This is a genomic window from Microbacterium sp. LWH7-1.2 (assembly GCF_038397755.1).
In the GTDB taxonomy this organism is placed as follows: Bacteria; Actinomycetota; Actinomycetes; order Actinomycetales; family Microbacteriaceae; genus Microbacterium.
Genome location: NZ_CP151637.1, coordinates 1,671,015 through 1,687,834, shown reverse-complemented (window position 1 = coordinate 1,687,834; position 16,820 = coordinate 1,671,015). Strand labels below are relative to the sequence as shown.

Annotated in this window: 14 protein-coding genes; 6 read left to right on the top strand and 8 right to left on the bottom strand. The window is 71.1% G+C overall.

The window, feature by feature from the left end:
• Positions 1 to 115 precede the first annotated feature (115 nt).
• A complete protein-coding gene (locus tag MRBLWH7_RS08015; RefSeq protein WP_342000904.1) occupies positions 116 to 1,291 on the bottom strand; it encodes a glycosyltransferase in 1,176 nt (391 codons plus the stop codon).
• A 57-nt stretch (positions 1,292 to 1,348) separates the two neighbouring features.
• Here MRBLWH7_RS08015 and MRBLWH7_RS08010 point away from each other — a divergent pair, with 57 nt between their 5' ends.
• Genes MRBLWH7_RS08010 through MRBLWH7_RS08000 form a run of 3 tightly spaced genes read left to right on the top strand, consistent with a single transcriptional unit; the run spans position 1,349 to position 4,514 of the window.
• Positions 1,349 to 2,221: a hypothetical protein gene (locus tag MRBLWH7_RS08010; protein WP_342000902.1), complete on the top strand. Its 873-nt coding sequence runs from the start codon at positions 1,349 to 1,351 to the stop codon at positions 2,219 to 2,221.
• On the top strand, positions 2,218 to 3,417 hold the full coding sequence (locus MRBLWH7_RS08005; protein WP_342000900.1) for a hypothetical protein: 1,200 nt from the start codon (positions 2,218 to 2,220) through the stop codon (positions 3,415 to 3,417). The genes MRBLWH7_RS08010 and MRBLWH7_RS08005 overlap by 4 nt, the downstream gene beginning before the upstream one ends.
• Positions 3,414 to 4,514, top strand: coding sequence for a glycosyltransferase family 1 protein (locus tag MRBLWH7_RS08000; protein ID WP_342000898.1), 1,101 nt, complete (start codon positions 3,414 to 3,416; stop codon positions 4,512 to 4,514). The genes MRBLWH7_RS08005 and MRBLWH7_RS08000 overlap by 4 nt, the downstream gene beginning before the upstream one ends.
• A gap of 7 nt (positions 4,515 to 4,521) precedes the next feature.
• On the opposite strand, the gene MRBLWH7_RS07995 is transcribed toward MRBLWH7_RS08000, so the two are convergent.
• From MRBLWH7_RS07995 to MRBLWH7_RS07985, 3 genes are all read right to left on the bottom strand, one after another.
• The gene (locus MRBLWH7_RS07995) at positions 4,522 to 5,679 is read right to left on the bottom strand and encodes a glycosyltransferase family 4 protein (protein ID WP_342000896.1); all 1,158 of its coding nucleotides are present in this window, start codon (positions 5,677 to 5,679) and stop codon (positions 4,522 to 4,524) included.
• Entirely contained in the window at positions 5,666 to 7,276 is a 1,611-nt protein-coding gene (locus MRBLWH7_RS07990) for a DUF2142 domain-containing protein (RefSeq protein ID WP_342000894.1), read from the bottom strand. The genes MRBLWH7_RS07995 and MRBLWH7_RS07990 overlap by 14 nt, the downstream gene beginning before the upstream one ends.
• Positions 7,277 to 7,394: 118 nt before the next feature.
• Positions 7,395 to 8,240 (bottom strand): RDD family protein, encoded by an 846-nt coding sequence (locus tag MRBLWH7_RS07985; RefSeq protein ID WP_342000892.1) that lies wholly within the window; start codon positions 8,238 to 8,240, stop codon positions 7,395 to 7,397.
• A 16-nt stretch (positions 8,241 to 8,256) separates the two neighbouring features.
• On the opposite strand from MRBLWH7_RS07985, the gene MRBLWH7_RS07980 reads away from it, so the two are divergent.
• From MRBLWH7_RS07980 to katG, 3 genes are all read left to right on the top strand, one after another.
• Complete coding sequence (locus MRBLWH7_RS07980) at positions 8,257 to 9,252, top strand: stage II sporulation protein M (RefSeq protein WP_342000891.1); 996 nt, start codon at positions 8,257 to 8,259, stop codon at positions 9,250 to 9,252.
• Between the two features lie 64 nt (positions 9,253 to 9,316).
• The gene (locus MRBLWH7_RS07975; protein WP_342000889.1) at positions 9,317 to 9,808 is read left to right on the top strand and encodes a Fur family transcriptional regulator; all 492 of its coding nucleotides are present in this window, start codon (positions 9,317 to 9,319) and stop codon (positions 9,806 to 9,808) included.
• 36 nt (positions 9,809 to 9,844) lie between these two features.
• Positions 9,845 to 12,154: a catalase/peroxidase HPI gene (gene katG, locus MRBLWH7_RS07970; RefSeq protein ID WP_342000887.1), complete on the top strand. Its 2,310-nt coding sequence runs from the start codon at positions 9,845 to 9,847 to the stop codon at positions 12,152 to 12,154.
• A 71-nt stretch (positions 12,155 to 12,225) separates the two neighbouring features.
• On the opposite strand, the gene aqpZ is transcribed toward katG, so the two are convergent.
• From aqpZ to MRBLWH7_RS07950, 4 genes are all read right to left on the bottom strand, one after another.
• Positions 12,226 to 13,023, bottom strand: coding sequence for an aquaporin Z (gene aqpZ / locus MRBLWH7_RS07965; protein WP_342000885.1), 798 nt, complete (start codon positions 13,021 to 13,023; stop codon positions 12,226 to 12,228).
• Positions 13,024 to 13,318: 295 nt separating this feature from the next.
• Positions 13,319 to 14,620 (bottom strand): DUF58 domain-containing protein, encoded by a 1,302-nt coding sequence (locus tag MRBLWH7_RS07960; RefSeq protein ID WP_342000884.1) that lies wholly within the window; start codon positions 14,618 to 14,620, stop codon positions 13,319 to 13,321.
• Positions 14,621 to 14,625: 5 nt separating this feature from the next.
• Positions 14,626 to 15,555, bottom strand: coding sequence for a MoxR family ATPase (locus MRBLWH7_RS07955; protein WP_342001969.1), 930 nt, complete (start codon positions 15,553 to 15,555; stop codon positions 14,626 to 14,628).
• 83 nt (positions 15,556 to 15,638) lie between these two features.
• Positions 15,639 to 16,820, bottom strand: a complete 1,182-nt coding sequence (locus tag MRBLWH7_RS07950) for a DUF4350 domain-containing protein (RefSeq protein ID WP_342001967.1) — start codon at positions 16,818 to 16,820, stop codon at positions 15,639 to 15,641.

Below are 16,820 nucleotides of genomic sequence, written 5' to 3'. Positions count from 1 at the left end.
GGCATGGTGAGCTGCCGCCGGGCCGGACTGCCTGGCGGGACCTCTTCATTCGTCGACGCAGCGAGACCCGCCACCCGACGGGCGGCGGGTCTCGCCGTGCGGGCGTGCCGAACGCTCAGCGATTGCGCTTGAGGCCCACGTTCAGAACTCCCAGGAACATGCCCGACATGATCGTCTGCGCACCGAGGATCATCAGCAGCGCGGCCGGCACGGAGATTCGCAGCGTCGATGCGAGATCAAGCGCTCCGAAGCCCAGCGCCGCCCACGCGGCGAACTGCCAGATCGCAATCCCGAGGCCGATCAGGAACAGCGCGAGACCGGCGAGCGCGCTGCTTTCGAGACTGATGCGCCGCTCGAGGCGCTCGAAGTTCCGGGAGCGAGGGATGCGGAACCCTTCATGCTGGGCATAGATCTTGGTGAGAATCGCGAAGATCACCGATTGGTACCCCACGACGCAGAGCGCGGCGAGGTACACCTGACTGATCGCATCGAGCCCGAGACCGCCGATCTCGATAGGGCCGATCGCGAGGAAGATCGTGCCGAGCAGCCCGAGGAAGAACGCCGCCGCACCGGGGATGAGGAACAACCACCTCGGACTGAAGATCAGGAGGAACCTCAGATGACGCCAGCCGTCCCGCCAGCTGCGCAGGTGCGGAGGGCGGCTGCGGCCGTCCTTCGAAAGCGTCGTCGGCACCTCCGAAACGCGCAGCCCGCTGAGCGTGGACTTCACGACGACCTCGCTGGCGAACTCCATGCCCGTCGTCAGCAGATGGAGGTCGAGGATCGCGCGGCGGTTGAAGCCTCGTAGTCCGCAGTGGAAATCGCCGATCGGCGACCGAAACAGCACCCGGCCGATCCATGAGAGCACCGGGTTTCCGAGGTACTTGTGCAGGGGCGGCATCGCGCCCTCGGCGATCCCGCCTTGGAAGCGATTGCCCATCACGAGCTGGTCTCCAGCGCGGAGTCGGTCCACGAACGGGTCGAGCTGCGAGAAATCGTAGCTGTCGTCCGCGTCGCCCATGATCACATACTCGCCGCGTGCGGCGTCGATACCGCCCATGAGCGCGCTGCCGTACCCCTTCGCGGGAACGTCCACGACGCGGGCGCCGTGGGCGGACGCGATCTCCTGCGACCCGTCGGTGCTGCCGTTGTCGGCGATCACGACTTCGCCGCTAACGCCGCTGCGAGCGAGGTATCCCTGGGCCTTGTCGATGCAGACGGCGAGGGTCTCGGCCTCGTTGAGGCACGGCATGACGATGGACAGCTCGATCGTCTCGGTCGAAGTTGACATGGCGAGGGGGTTCCTGACGGTGCGCGAATGGGCACTTCATCGTACAGAATGGTGCGGGTGGATCTCGGACTCGTGGTGACGACGCTGGGCCGGGTCGAACCTCTGGAACGTCTGCTCGAATCCCTCCACGGTCAGCTCGAGGCCGGCGACCGCCTCGTGATCGTCGCGCAGGAGCGTGCCCCCGAGATCGAGGCCCTCGCCTCTGCGCACCGGGGCCCCGATCTCGCGATCACCGTCACCACGTCCGAGCGAGGCGCATCGCTCGGACGGAACTCGGGCGTCGCCCACCTCGGCACGGGCGATTTCCTGCTGCTCTTCCCGAACGACACGACATGGTTCCCCGCCGGGTCCATCGCGTCTCTACGGCAGCGCGCGGACGACATGGACGCCGGCGCACTCACCGTCATCGACGAGAACGGTCCGAAGTTCACCTTGCCCGCCCCCGATACCCCACTGGACCGCTGGAACGTGTGGAGCGTGATCGAGATGGGTCTCGTGATGCGCCGCTCGGTGTTCGACGAGCTCGGCGGCTTCGACGCCGGCATCGGCACCGGAGCGCAGACTCCGTGGCAGGCGGGCGAAGGGACTGATCTGCTGCTGCGCCTGCTCGCGCGCAGGCCCGACCTCGCGGCGCGGTTCCGCTGGCTGCCTGACGATGTCACCGTGGGCGGCGTGGCCGATGCGCGAGGCCTGAGCACGTCCGAGCGCCGCCGCAAGCTGCGCGCGTACGGGCGCGGTCTCGGTCGCCTCGTGATGCGTCATCCGTACCCGTGGTGGTGGCGGTCCGCCTTCGTGGGTGGGGGACTGGCGTTCGGCCTCCGTCACCGGGCGACGAATGCCGTCGCCGACGGCTGGTGGGTGTTCCTCGGCCGTGCCGAGGGCGCACTCGGGCGCACGATCGGCACGGCGCGTGCGGCGGTGTCCCGATGACCGACCTCGCGGGCGGACCCGCGGGCGACGGCCTGCCGGCCCCCCTCCGGCTGCGCGGTGCGGCGATGAGCCTGATCACGCTGCTCGGCGGCGTGTCGCTCGCGGTGATCCCCGCGGCGACGATCTCGATCTCCTCCCGCCTCTTCACCGTGCCCGAGCAGGGCCTGCTCGCGGTCGCGGTGCTCGTCGCGACGTTCACCGGGCAGCTCACGTTCGCCGTCGTGGTGGAGTCGCGCCTCAGCTCTGCGGCCACCGAGCGGCGCGTCGTCTTCCCGCTGTGGCTGGCAGCGATCGCGATCGTGACGGCGTTGGTGGTCTCGATCATGCCGCCGAACGCCGTCCTGCTCGCTCTCGCGCTGCCGATCCTGCTCGCGGCTCTGGAGGTCGGGCGCGGCGTTTCGGTCGCCGAGCGCCTGGACCGTCGTGAGATCGCCGCATCCATCGCGGTCGGCGCGGGCGCCCTGATCGGCGTGCTCGCCGGCTTCGCGAGCCAGCAGTGGGCGTTGATCCCGCTCGTGCTCGGCATCGCGGTCGCCACGTGTGTGCGCTCGCTGCCGGTGCAGCACCGGGCGAGCCGGCCGCACCCGGCCGTGATGGGCTGGGTGATCGCCGACACCGCCATCACCGGTGTCGTGTATCCGCTCCTGAACTCGATGATCCTCGCGTTCCTTGGCTCGGCTGACGCTGTGCTGTTCGCGTCGATCGCGACGGTGTCGGGATTGCTCGCCATCCCGCTGAACTTCATGCGACTGCGGCTTCTGAAGGAGCACTCGCACGCCGATGTCGTGCTGTCGGCGGCATCCGTCCTCGCTGCAGTGGTCGCGCTGCTCGTCCTCGAGTTCACCGGCGTGTTCGGCTTCCTGTTCGGCGAGGCATGGACCGGGTCGGCCACGCTGCTGCCCCTGCTGCTCGCGTGCGCCTGGCGTGCCGCGTCGCTGGCGACCACCCTGCCCTTCACCGCACTGCGCCGCAGGGGCGAAGTGCGGCTGCTCACGGGCCTGCGCGCGATCTCATCGGCGCTCATCTTCGCCCTGGCGGCGTTGGGGCTGGCGTTGCAGAGCCTGCCGGCCGTGTTCGTCGGGCTCCTGCTGGCCGAACTGCTCTCCGCCCTCGTCTACGAGGCGGCACGCCGGCGCCGTGTCGACGCGCGCGACCGCGAGAGTGCCACCCTCGGCTCAGACGAGGACGAGGTATGACGCGGCGACGTGTGATGGTGGACCTGCAGTTCTTCACAGGAACCAAGGGCGGCATGGAATCGTACGCGCGCGAGGTCTACACACGGCTCTCGCCCGACGACCCCGAGCTCGAGTACGTCGCGTACGTCTCGCGTGAGCTCGCCTCAGCTGACATGTCGTGGTTCCCGGGACTCGTGATCGCCTCGGGTGTGCGTGGCGACGACCGCGCCGCGTGGGCGCGCGGCGAGCTGTTCGGCGTGGCCAGCGCGGCCCGCGCGCACGGCGCGGCGCTCGTGCACTGCCCGGCGAACTTCGGCCCAGTGCGCTCGCGCGTACCGGTCGTGCTCACGATCCACGATCTGCTCGCGTTCCGACACCCGGAATACGTGCCTGGTGCGTACGCGCGGGTGCTGCGCACGATGATCCGCCTCGCCGCGCGGGCCGCCCGGCGGGTGGTCACGGTCAGCGGCGCATCCCGTGACGACATTGTGCGCCTACTCGGAGTCCCTCCCGGCCTTATCGACGTGACTCCCCTCGCCGGGTCGGCACACTCGCCTGTCGAGAGGGGCGTGGCCCCCGTCCGCCGGGACGACCTGCTCCTCGCCGTCGGGAACAGGATGCCGCACAAGGGATTCGAAACGCTGCTGGAGGCCCTCGCCCTTATCGAACCGGACGAGCGGCCGACGCTCGTGATCACCGGTAGTCACGGCGAGGACCCGCTCGCCCCGATCGTGCGACGCCTTGGGCTGGAGGCATCGGTCCAGCTGCGCGAGTGGCTGAGCCGCGACGAGCTGGAGGAGCTCTACGCCCAAGCGACCGCGCTCGTGTTCCCCACGCGCTTCGAGGGCTTCGGCCTGCCGCCGCTGGAGGCGATGGCACGCGGCTGCCCCGTCATCGCGTCCGACATCCCGGTCGTGCACGAAGTCGCGGGCGACGCGGCCGTCTATGTCGATCCGGCGGACGCCGAGGCGATCGCGGCCGCGATCCGGGCGTTGCGTGATTCCCCCGCGCAGCGCGCGCGGATGACAGATGCCGGCCTCGCCCGCGCCGCGGCGTTCTCGTGGGATGCCACTGCTCGCGCGACGCGTGCGGCGCTCCTGCGCGCGCTCGAGGGCTGAGCCTGCGTCAGTATCCGAGTCGCCGCAGCAACTCGTCGACCGAGCGGCCGAGCCCGCGCTCGACACGCTCGCGCTCGAACCACGCCAGTGTCGATGCGCGCAACGCCGCTCCCGCGCTCACCACGCGCACGATGGCCTCGCCGAGCGCGGCAGCCGACACGTCCGTCGCGATCGCGCCGTTGACGCCCGGCTCGACGAGCTCGACGGCCGCGTTGTCGTCCCCCGCGACGACGACGCTCGGGGTCGCGGCCGCGGCCGCCTCAGGGACGACGAGCCCGAAGCCCTCGCGGGCGGACGGGTTCACGAGCGCGGCGGCTGCGCGATACCGGCGACGCAGATCGTCGTCGTCGACGCGGCCCACGAACTCGATGACGTGGGCGACGCCCGCCGCGGCCGCGGCCGCACGGACGCGGTCCGTCTCGGGACCTCGCCCTGCGATCTGCGCGACGAGCTCGGGGAGTTCCCGCCGCGCGTGCGCGAGGGCACCCGGAAGCGCGTCGAGCCGCTTGTCAGGGATGTGGCGGCCCACGAACAGCAGCGTGGGCGGCTCGGACGGAACGACCGAGGCTTCAGGCTCCGACCCCACCAGGTCGACCAGCCCCAGGACGATCGGCCGTGCCTTGGGTCGGTACACCCGCAGCCGATCCCGGGTGAATCCACTGTTGACGGTGGCGACATCGCCGACCCGGACCGCGAGTGACTGGAGCACCCACGCGATCGTGCCTGTGACCCGGCCCGCGTACGCCCGCCACTTGCGCGCGGACCATATCTCGAGCCAGTCCACGACCAGGCGCGTGCCACTGCCGAGCAGTGCAAGGCGAACCGCGAAGACGTTCAGCACCGGCAGCGCCGCGACCACGACCGCGTCGTACGCGTTGCGCCGGCGCACGAAGTGCCGGAACAGCCCGAACGCGAAAGCCACCGCGCTCGAGGTCGTGCGGGTGCCGTTCGCGTCGTAGATCTCGCCCCGCCAGACGCCGTGCAGGTCGAACGGCACATGAGGCGCGGCATCCGTTCCCCACTCCGAGCGGGTCACGTACGTGACGTGCGCGCCGCGATCGACGAGCAACTCGGCCATCCGGCGGTAGACGCGCTCGCCGCCTCCGGTCTGCAGCGGAAAGAAGCAGTCGTACGCGATCGCGATCCTCGGCTCAGTCGCGGGCATCGACGCGCTCTGCCTCGGGAGCGGGCTGCGCGGGTTGCGGGTCGGGATCGCGCCGCGCGGCGCCCCGCGCGAGCCACACCACGAAGACGATGTACGCCGCGGATGCCGCCGTGAACAGGAGCGTGAGGGCGGGCCAGCCGAGCGGCGGCTGCCATTGCGGATCTCGCCACATCGCGCTGAGCGGCTGCTCCATGCCCACGACGTAGCGGACGAGGGCCAACCAGAACGCGTACAGTCCGAACGCCGCGACGAGCGTCGCGACGATCGCGGTGATCCGCACCGACAGGTGCGCGATGCGCCGCCCGTCACGACCGGAGAGCAGCCACGCCGCGACGATCAGTACGCCGAGATACAGGAACAGGCCATAGCGTCCCTGCCAGATGATCCCTGTCTGCGCGACGCTGCGCGCCTGCACGACCACGGGCACGAGGAAGGCAGCGACGAGCACCACGGCCATCACGATCGTGCTTCTGCGCCGCAGAGCGCTCAGAGCGAGTGTCACGGGCACCGCGACAGCCGCCACGAGCGGCCAGTACGCCCACGTGGGCAGCACGGTGTCGAACCAGCCGAACCATCCCGCCGCCTGTTGGAGGAAGTCCGGCGTCGTGCGAACCATGTAGGCAGCGCCGCGGAGCAGGCTCGCTCCGACCAGAGGCGCATCGCCCGGCAGAGCCTGACCTGACAACGAGCCGCCGCCCAGTGTCCACGCGACGGAGAACACGGCGCCCGCCGCGATCGCCGCGAGCCACCCCCAGTTCGCGCGGGTGGTGAACAGTCGGCGTACGGGCCTCCACCCGGCGGTGAGCGCGGCGATCGCGGCGATCACGATGATCCACAGCGGGCCGAGGGCGCGCACGTTGGCGACCACGATCGCCGATGCCGTGACCAGCGCCCACAGTGGCGCACGGTGCAGCGGAGCCCCGTCTGCGCGCTCGCGGTCGAAGGTCTCGAACAGTCTCAGCACACCCACCCACAAGGCGACGGATGCCGCGATCTCGAGCCCGTTCGGATTGACCGCTCCCATCAGGTACAGATTCATCGGCACCGCCGCGAATGCGACCCCCAGCGGCATCCATCTGGAGCGGCGCCCCGCAACAGCGAAGACGAAGGAGCTCGCCAGGAACGCCGACCCCACAAGCGCGCTCACCAGACGCATGGCGTAGACCCCGGCGTTGCCATCCAGGAACACGGTCGGCCACCCGACGATGTAGTAGTACAGCGGGTTGTAGGTGCCCACCCAGGTGTTGAACCACGACTGGCCGTTCGGGTCGCCGAGCTCGGCGTCGCAAGAGGCCGGGATCTCGGGGTGCGTCGCGTAGCACAGCAGGTCCTGCGTGTACTGGTCCTCGGGGGCGAGGTCCACGACGAGGTGGCGCACTCCCTCCACCGTGCGTCCGAACATCTGGCCCTGCAGCTGCCCGATCGCCTTCACAGCGTGCGCATTCTCATCGGGCACCGAGAAGATCGGGCTCGCGAGCGCCCACAGACTCGAAAGCAGCGAGAACAGGACGAACGAGACGAGCCAGATCCGCAGGGTCGGAGTGCGCGGCGCATCAGGAGTCGGTGCGGAGACGGTCTGTGTGTGCGGTGTCGCCATCGCGCGTGCCGATGAACCTTTCAGTCTGCGCGAGGCCTCCCCGCTGCGCCTTGCTCGGCCGCCTACTGCGTCGAGCTGGGTCCAGGATAACCCGCAGGAGACACCGGCCCGGGCGGACTCAGCGGTCGGGGAATCCGCGCGGCGGGGCCGACACCGGGCCCGCCAGTGCGTCCGCGCGTGCGGTCTCCAGCCGCAGCGCCCGCAGCTCGCGCTCCCGGCGCACGGTGACGACTCCGATGAGGAACGTCTCCGGGTCGACGGACGGGACGGGAGAGACGTGCTCGGCGGCTTCGCGGGCGAGGGATGCCGCGACCCGCGCGCGTGCGGTGGGCTCCATGCTCGGCGCCGACCTGGCGAACTGAGCCAGGCGCCGCGAGAGGCGCTCGGGGAGTCGTGCGACATCCGCGACCGCGGCCCACTCCGCGAGCACCGGGGGGATTCCCAGCTGTGGGCCGGGCAGGCGCGGTGTGCGCGTGCGCTCGGAGTAGGTGCCGGCGAGCAGGTCGCCGAGGCGCTGCGAGCGAGGGGTGAAGGCGCCGACGAGCGCGGCGACGGCTCCGACGGTGAACCACAGTTCGAAGACGCCGACCAGAGCGCGGATGAACGCGTGACGGAAGCCCGAGGCTCCGCCGTCGGTGCGCACGATGCGCCCGCCCACGGCGAGCTTGCCGAGGCTGCGGCCGTGGGTGGTGGTTTCGACGACGGTCGGGATCACGACCATGACCAGTACGAGCAGCACGATCGTAAGGATCGGCATGACCGCCTCGTCCACGGCGCCGATGCCCGCAAGCCAGGTGATGCCCCACACCAGCAGCAGGAACACGGCGACGCCGAGGATCATGTCGATGATCACCCCGAGCGCGCGCATGAAGAACCCGAGCGGCTGCACATCGAGTGCGACGGCCTCGCCGGTGAGCACCTCGTCCTGGTGGATGTCGACGATCGCGGGGTGCTCGGCGGGCATGGCTACAGTAAAGCGCATGGACCTCGACGCGCTGACCGCCGCTCGGCGCGAGGAATGGGCGCGGCTCGACGAGCTCAGCCGCGCCCGCCGCCTCTCGGGCGCCGAGGTGGACGAGCTCGTCACGCGCTATCGCGCGGCCTCCGCTGACCTCGCCGACGCGAAGACGTCCGCCGGTCGCAGCATTCAAGGAGATCACGTCTCGACGATGCTGGGTCGCGCCCGGCTGCGGCTGACGGGTGCGCCCGAGAACGTGATGCGGCAGATCCCTCGCTTCTTCGCGCTGCAGCTGCCGGCGGCGCTGTACCGCGTGCGCTGGACGACGCTCGCGATCGCGATCGGGTTCGTCATCGTGATGGTCGTCGTCGCGCTGTGGGTATCGGGCGACCCTGCGCTGATCGCGAGCCTGGGCAGCCGGGCGCAGCTCGAGCAGTACGCCGAGAACCAGTTCACCGACTACTACAGCGAGAACCCCGCGGCCGTGTTCGCCGGGACGGTGTGGACGAACAACGGATGGATCGCGGCGCAATGCGTGCTGTTCGGCATCACCGGCATCTGGCCGATCATGGTGCTCGTGCAGAACGCCGTCGGCGTGGGAACCGCGGCCGCGGTGATGGCGGCGTTCGACCGTGGCGACGTGTTCGTGCTGTACATCCTCCCGCACGGGCTGCTCGAGCTCACCTGCATCTTCGTGGCAGGCGCCGCGGGTCTGCAGATCTTCTGGGCATGGGTGGCTCCCGGTCCACGCTCGCGCGGCGAAGCCCTCGCCGCGGCGGGCCGCTCCCTCGCGACGATCGCGATCGGGCTGGTGATCGCACTCGGCGTCTCGGGGGCCATCGAGGGTTTCGTGACGGCGCAGCCGTGGCCGTGGCCGGTCAAGATCGGCATCGGCGCGGCGGCGCTCGCCCTGTTCCTCCTGTACATGCTCGTCGTCGGGGGTCGCGCGCACCGGCTGGGCGAGACCGGAGATCTCACCGAGTACGAGGCCGGCACGCCGACCCTCGTCGCCGGATGAGTTCGCGGGACGGATGCTGCATATCACTGTTTTGAATTACTCAAAACAACGCTAGGCTCGGGGTATGACCCCGCACACCAGCGTCGACGCGCACCCCGTCGACACGGCGGCGCGCCTGCGTGCCGCGGGACTGCGGGTGACGGATTCCCGGCGCGCCGTCGTCGAGGCGCTCGTCGAGCGTCCTCACGCCAGCGCCGACGAGCTGTTCGCCGTCGTCGCCCGGACGCTCCCCGCCACGAGCCTGCAGTCGGTGTACAACGCCCTCGGCGACTTCGTCGACGCTGGCCTCGCACGTCGCATCGAGCCCGCGGGACGCCCTGGCCTCTTCGAGCTGCGGGTCGACGACAACCACCACCACCTCATCTGCTCGCAGTGCGGCGCCGTAGAAGACGTCGACTGCGTCGTCGGCGCAGCACCGTGCCTGACGCCGGCCGACGCGCACGGCTACGCCGTGCAGGTGGCCGAGGTGACCTTCTGGGGCGTCTGCCCCGCGTGCGCGAACGCCGCATCGATCGCCGGGGATCCGGCCGTCTCCGGCGCTGCGCCCCTGATCTAGTCCGATTCCTCAGCCCACCCCGATTGGAAGGAAGCCATGACCGACAAGAACGACACCATCCCGGAGATCGGTGAGAACCCCACCGACGCCGATCAGGCGGTCACCCCGATCGACACCCCGGTCGACGAGCGCGAGGACGGCGAGACCCGGCCGCGCCCGAACGAGTCCGAGGGCTGCCCCGTCATCCACGGCGGTCAGCCTCACCCGACCACCGGAAACGCCAACAGCGTCTGGTGGCCGAACCAGCTGAACCTCAAGATCCTCGCCAAGAACCCTGCGGTCGCCAACCCGCTGGGTGAGGACTTCGACTACAAGGCGGCTTTCGAGTCGCTCGACCTCGCCGCTGTCAAGGCCGACATCGCCGAGACGCTGACCACCTCGCAGGACTGGTGGCCCGCCGACTTCGGCAACTACGGCCCCCTCATGATCCGCATGGCGTGGCACAGTGCCGGCACGTACCGCGTGACCGACGGTCGCGGCGGGGGCGGCGCCGGTCAGCAGCGCTTCGCGCCGCTGAACAGCTGGCCCGACAACGTCAACCTCGACAAGGCGCGTCGCCTCCTGTGGCCGGTCAAGAAGAAGTACGGCCAGTCGCTGTCGTGGGCCGACCTCATGATCCTCGCCGGCAATGTGGCGCTCGAATCGATGGGCTTCAGGACGTTCGGCTACGCGGGTGGCCGCGCCGACGTCTGGGAGCCGGACGCCGACGTGTACTGGGGTCCCGAGACCACCTGGCTGGACGACGAGCGCTACTCGGGCGACCGTGAGCTCGAGAAGCCGCTCGCAGCCGTGCAGATGGGCCTCATCTACGTCAACCCCGAAGGCCCCAACGGCGAGCCCGACCCGCTGAAGTCCGCCCGCGACATCCGCGAGACGTTCGGCCGCATGGCGATGGACGACGAGGAGACCGTCGCGCTCATCGCCGGTGGCCACACGTTCGGCAAGACCCACGGCGCCGCGCCCGACACCAACATCGAGCACAACCCCGAGGCCGCCGGCCTCGAGCAGCAGGGCCTGGGCTGGAAGAACAACCACGGCACCGGTCACGGCGACGACACGATCACGTCGGGCCTCGAGGTCACGTGGACGTACCACCCGACCCGCTGGGACAACGAGTTCTTCCACATCCTCTACGCCTACGAGTGGGAGCTGATGCGCAGCCCGGGCGGCGGCCACCAGTGGCGCCCGATCAACGGCGGCGGCGCCGACATGGTGCCGATGGCCCACTCGAACGGCCGTCGCGAGCCCCGCATGCTGACGAGCGACCTCGCCCTGCGCACCGACCCCGCGTACGACGCGATCTCGCGGAAGTTCAAGGACGACCCCGAGGCCTTCGCCGACGCGTTCGCCCGCGCCTGGTTCAAGCTCACCCACCGTGACATGGGTCCGATCGAGCGCTACCTGGGCGCCGAGGTCCCCACCGAGGAGCTGCTGTGGCAGGACCGCGTGCCCGCCGTCGACCACGAGCTCATCGACGCGGCTGACGCGGCGGCGCTCAAGGCGCAGATCCTCGACAGCGGCCTGAGCGTGTCGCAGCTCGTCGAGACCACGTGGGCGGCGGCATCCTCGTTCCGCGGCAGCGACAAGCGCGGCGGCGTCAACGGCGCCCGCATCCGCCTCGCGCCGCAGAAGGACTGGCCGGTCAACAAGCCCGCCCAGCTCGCCACGGTGCTCGCGAAGCTCGAGCAGATCCAGGCCTCGTTCAACGACGGCCGCACCGACGGCAAGAAGGTGTCGCTGGCCGACCTCATCGTGCTCGCCGGCAACGCGGCGGTCGAGAAGGCGGCGAAGGATGCCGGTGTCGACGCCGAGGTGGTCTTCCACCCGGGCCGCACCGACGCCTCGCAGGAGCAGACCGACGTCACGTCGTTCGCATTCCTCGAGCCGACCACCGACGGATTCCGCAACTACTACGGGCCGCAGGCGTTCATGCCCGAGGAGCACCACCTCATCGACCGTGCGAACCTGCTCACCCTGAGCGCGCCGGAGCTGACGGTGCTCGTCGGCGGCCTGCGGGTGCTCGGTGCCAATTGGGACGACTCGGAGTACGGCGTCTTCACCGATCGCAAGGGCGTGCTCACGAACGACTTCTTCGTGAACCTGCTCGACCTCGGCACCACCTGGAAGCCGCTCGACCCCGGTGCGCACGCGTTCGCCGGCGTGAAGGACGGATCGGGCGCGCCGGTGGGCATCGGCACCCGCGTCGACCTGCTGTTCTCGTCGAACTCGGAGCTGCGCGCCGTCGCCGAGGTGTACGCCTCGGACGACGCGAACGAGAAGTTCGTGCGCGACTTCGTCAAGGCCTGGGGCAAGGTCACCGAGCTCGACCGGTTCGACCTCGTCTGACACCTGCGCAGACGCGGAGAGCGGCCCGTCCCCGGAAGGGGGCGGGCCGCTCTCGTTCGCCGGTGTGGGCCTTACGGGACGCGCGCTTCGGCCTGCACCGGGGGCAGCGTGCCCTTGGGCTCGAAGAGCGCGCGGTGCAGGACGCCGGCGATGAGGCCGCCGATGATCGGGAACACGATGAACACCCACAGCTGCGACAGCGGACCGGGGCCGCCGTAGATCGCCGCGGCGATGGAACGGGCCGGGTTCACCGATGTGTTGTCGATCGGGATCGAGATCAGGTGGATGAGGGTCAGTGTGAGGCCGATCGCGAGGGGCGCGAGCGCCGCGGTACCGCGCGTAGAGTGCGTGACGCCCAGGATGATGAGCACGAAGATCGCCGTCAGCAGCACCTCTGCGATGATCGCCGCGCCGAGCTCGAAGCCACCGGGCGACCCGAAGTCGCCGGTGCCGTACCCGTTCGATGCGAAGCCGGCGTCCTGGGCATTGGCGAGCCAGTTGTCGGTGCCGAAGATGCCGATCAGCACGATGAGCGTCGTGCCGAGGGCGCCGCCGATCACCTGCGCGATGATGTAGCCGATCGTGTTCTTCCATTCGAAGCGGCCCGCGGCGGCGAGCCCGAGCGTGATGGCGGGGTTGAAGTGGCCACCCGAGATCGGACCCCATGCGTAGGCGCCCGCGACGACGGTCAGGCCGAACGCGAGGGCGACGCCGACGAAGGCGATGCCCAGCGGATTGCCCTCATCCCCGGCCGGGAAGTTGGCCGCGAACAGCGCCGCGCCCACACCGCCGAAGACGAGCAGAAACGTTCCCAGAGCCTCCGCGACGAGCCTGTTCACCGTGGTGGGCGGGATGGTGGTATCCGACATGGCGGACTCCTTTCCTCGCCGCGAGGCTAGCGGCATGTTCAGCGGTTTCCCAGGAACCGCTCGCGAGTGTCCGCGGATGACGCCCGACCTCACTGAGTTTCGTCAGATGTTCAGGCGTTCGTTCCCGACTGTTCCCGGGAGCGGATGCCGCGGCCCGAGGTGCCCCTCGCGTTCGAGTTCCCCCGCCTGCTGCATCTCGATGGTTTGGGGCGCGTGAGCAACGTTCGGGGCGCGCGGCGCGCGCCCCGAACGTTCGCGGCGCGCCCCAAACCCCGACCCGAGCCGAGCCGAGCCGTCAGAGACGACCGGCCGCCTTCAGAGCGAGGTAGCGGTCGGCGATCCGCGGCGGAAGGTCCTCGGGGGTCGCGGCGATCGCCTCACCGCCGGCCCGGCCGATCGCGGCGGCGACGACCGCGGCGTCGTGGGCGCTCTGTTCGATCGCGGCCGCGCGGTAGACGTCGGTGGCATCGGGGCGTTCGGGGAGGGGATCCTGCTCGTCGGTGACGGTGCCGACCAGCACGTGCGCGCCGCGGGCGAGTGCAGGGAGCGACCCGAGGAACCCGCGCGCCGCCTCGGCGGCGTCCTGAGCGGTGAGGAGCACGACCAGCGACGGGCGGGAGGTGAGCGCGCGCACCTGCGCGAACGCGGCATCCCAGTCGGTGTCGATCAGCTGCGGCTCCACGGAAGCCATCGCGTCGACAAGGGCCGGCAGCAGTCCGGGCCCGTCCACGCGCGTGACGCGGGCGCGGATCGCCCGGTCGAACATCAGCAGGTGCACGTGGTCGCCGGCCCGGGTGGCGAGCGCGGAGAGCAGCAGCGCCGCCTCCATCGCGGCATCCATCCGCACGCCGTCGCCGACCCGTGCGGCGGCCGTGCGTCCGGTGTCGATCACGATCACGACGTGCCGGTCGCGCTCGGGGCGCCACGTGCGCAGCATCGTCGTGCTCGCGCGGGCCGTCGCGCGCCAGTCGATCGAGCGCACGTCGTCGCCGCGCACGTACTCGCGCAGCGAGTCGAACTCGGTGCCCTGGCCGCGCACCTGCACGCTCGTGTTGCCGTCGAGCTCGCGCAGGCGGGCGAGCCGCGAGGGCAGGTGGCGGCGGGCGGTGAAGGGCGGCAGCACGCGCAGCGCACCGAGCTGGTCGATACGGGCCTGGCGCCCGGCGAGGCGCAGCGGGCCGTCGGAGCGCACGACGACGAAACGTGAGCGCAGTTCGCCGCGACGCCGGGGGAGCAGCGGGACGGCGATGGTACGGGCCTCGCCGGGCGGGATCGCGACGGCGGCGCGTTCCGCCGGTGCGCCTGCGGTGGGCTGCCACGCGTCGCGGACACGGCCGCGCAGTGTGCGCTCGCCGCCGTTGCGCAGCACCAGCTCGGCGATCACGGGCTGCCCGAGGAGGACGCGCTTGGGCATCGTTCGCGTCACGGTGATCCGGCGCGGATCCGGTGCCGCCGCCGCGTCGCCGAACGTCGCGGCCAGGCACAGCAGCACCCACCCCGCGCACGCGAGCCACGCGTCGACGCCCGCCGCCGAGAGCAGCACGACGGGCAGCGCTCCGGCGGCGAGGAGCAGCGGCAGACGACCGGTGACGTACATGCGCGTCAGATCGGGACGCGGGTCTGCTGCAGGACCGAGCCCAGCACGGCGTCGACCGACACGCCCTCGAGCTCGGCGTCGGGGCGCAGCCGGATGCGGTGGCGCCACGTGGGCAGCAGCATCGTCTGCACGTGGTCGGGAGTGATCGCGGGGTAGCCGCCGAGCCACGCCCACGCCTTCGACGCCGCGAGCAGAGCGGTCGCCGCGCGCGGGCTCACCCCGAGCTGCACCGAGGGGCTCCGGCGCGTGGCCTGCGCGAGATCCACGACGTAGCCGAGCACATCGTCCGAGACGGTGACGGATGCTGCCGCCCGCTGCGCCGCGCGGATCTCATCGGCAGTGGCCGCACGGCGCAGCCCTGCGCCCGCGAGGTCGCGCGGGTCGAAGCCGCTCGCGTGGCGGCGGAGCACGGCGAGCTCGGCATCCCGCGCCGGCACCTCGACGATGAGCTTGAGGAGGAACCGGTCCAGCTGCGCTTCGGGCAGCGTGTACGTGCCCTCGTGCTCGATGGGGTTCTGCGTCGCTGCGACGAGGAAGGGGTCGGGAAGCGGCCGGGTCACGCCGTCGGTCGAGACCTGGCGCTCCTCCATCGCCTCGAGCAGGGCCGCCTGCGTCTTGGGCGGCGTGCGGTTGATCTCGTCGGCGAGCACGACGTTCGTGAAGACAGGTCCCTCACGGAACTCGAACTCGCCCGTCTTCGCGTCGTACACGAGCGAGCCCGACACGTCTCCGGGCATGAGGTCGGGCGTGAACTGGATGCGCTTGGTGTCGAGGCCGAGCGCCGACGAGAAGGCCCGCACGAGGAGGGTCTTGGCGACTCCCGGAACGCCTTCGAGCAGCACGTGGCCGCGCGAGAGCAGCGCGATCAACAGGCCCGTCACGGTGCCGTCCTGCCCGACGACGGCCTTGCCGACCTCGAGGCGCACACGGTTCATCGCCTCGCGCAGCGCGGCGTCGTCGAGGGGCGCGCTGTCCGGCGCGGCCGGCGCCTGGGCGTTGGCGGTGGCGGGCGTGTCCGTCATCGGGGATTCCTTTCGGGGCGGACGGCCGTGCGGACGGCGTCCTCGAGATCTCTCAGGCGTGTGCTCAAGGCGACGAGGTCGGCGTCGCCGCGGGGGATGTCGTCTATCAGGATGCCGCGCACCGTCCGTCGGTCGAGCCCGGCGCGGCCCGCGGCGGCATCGGCGATCTCAGGGGCCGCGGCGTTGCCGGCGAGCCCGAGAAGTGCGGCGATGCGGCGGAGTGAGCCGATCCGCAGCCGGTCCGCGGCGTGCAGAGGATCGCCCGCGCGCGCGTAGAGGCGCGCACGGCCCTCGGTCGTCTCGGACGCGCGCACCGTCACCGGCAGCCGCTCCGCGACGAGGGGACCGAACCTTCGGCCGCGCCACACGCCCGCCGCGATGCCGGCGAGGAGGAGCAGCACGACGACCGCGCTCACCCAGGGCGGCGTGAGGTCGCCGAGGGAGGGGTTCGTGTCTGCGAGGTCGGTGTCGGCGGGACTCGGCACGTACCAGACGACGAGCGGATGCCGCCCCATGAGGTTGGCTGCGAGCGCGGCGTTGCCGTTCTCGGCGAGGTGCTCGTTGGTGAAGAGCGGGCGGGCGTCCACCGCGAAGACGCGGCCGCCGTCCGCCCCGTCGACGAGGAGCCCGAAGGCATCGTCGACGGGGTAGCAGCCGTCGCTCCCGCTGTAGACGGCGCCCGGCGCGACGGCGCCGGCGCGGACCGCGTCCTCGATGTCGCAGCCGGGCTCGATCGCGGTGTCAGGCGCGACCCCGGCGGGGGCGGAGCCCGTGAGCAGCAGGTTGAGCGTGCGGGCGCGGGGTTCCACGAGCACGACGTCGGTCGCGCGGGCGGCGAGGTCGGCGAGGGCGTCGTCCGAGAGCGCCGGCGCGTCGGGCAGCACGAGGGTGGCGGGTCCGGTGCCGAGAGCCTCGGTCGCCGACGCCCGGTCGCGCGCGACCCGCACCTCGACGCCGTGGTCGCGCAGGATCTCGGCGAGGGCGCGGGTGCCCGCGGGGCCGGTCGAGTCCGGGTCGAGCGCATCGCGCTGCGCCCACTGGTTCGCCGCCGACATCGCACCGCCGATCCCCCCGATCACGAGCAGGGCGAGCCCGATCGCGACCCACGCCGCGATCCGCCGGCCGCGCCGGGGCGCAGCATCCTGCGTCGATGTCTGGGGCGGGGTGGCGGCCGTCAT